This window comes from Corallococcus sp. AB049A (genome assembly GCF_003668885.1).
In the GTDB taxonomy this organism is placed as follows: domain Bacteria; phylum Myxococcota; class Myxococcia; order Myxococcales; family Myxococcaceae; genus Corallococcus; species Corallococcus interemptor.
On record NZ_RAWL01001400.1, the window covers coordinates 1 to 396 of the forward strand.

General features: G+C 43.9%; 1 protein-coding gene. It reads right to left on the bottom strand.

Annotation, left to right across the window (positions count from 1 at the left end; all coding sequences use genetic code 11):
* The coding region (locus tag D7X55_RS43985; protein WP_158626518.1) for a hypothetical protein at positions 1-396 on the bottom strand (396 nt) is incomplete at both ends.

The window sequence follows — 396 nt, forward strand, 5'->3', positions numbered from 1 at the left end:
CATTAATGACATCACCGATTCTAACGCTTATCCGTGAGGGAATTTTGATTTCACCGATCACGTTGTAACTGAAATCGGATAGCACCCTGGCAATCTTGGCCACACCTGAGATCATGCCAATGATTTCAACTGAGATACTTTCATCCTTGCCAGTATTGCCTTTATCTACTTGGCTAACGTCCTCAGCACGCCCCTTACACTCTTTGTAAAGCGTTTTAATGATGTCAACCGGATTAATTACACTACCTGCCTTAACACGAAAACCAGCTCTGATTTTCTTTTCGATGATCTGATTAGCCTCATTCACAATTTTTGCAGCCAATCCTTCCGTCGTTCCATCCCTAACGGCATCGATCGCATTAAACGAACATTTCAGCTCTACACCCGGCATTGCGC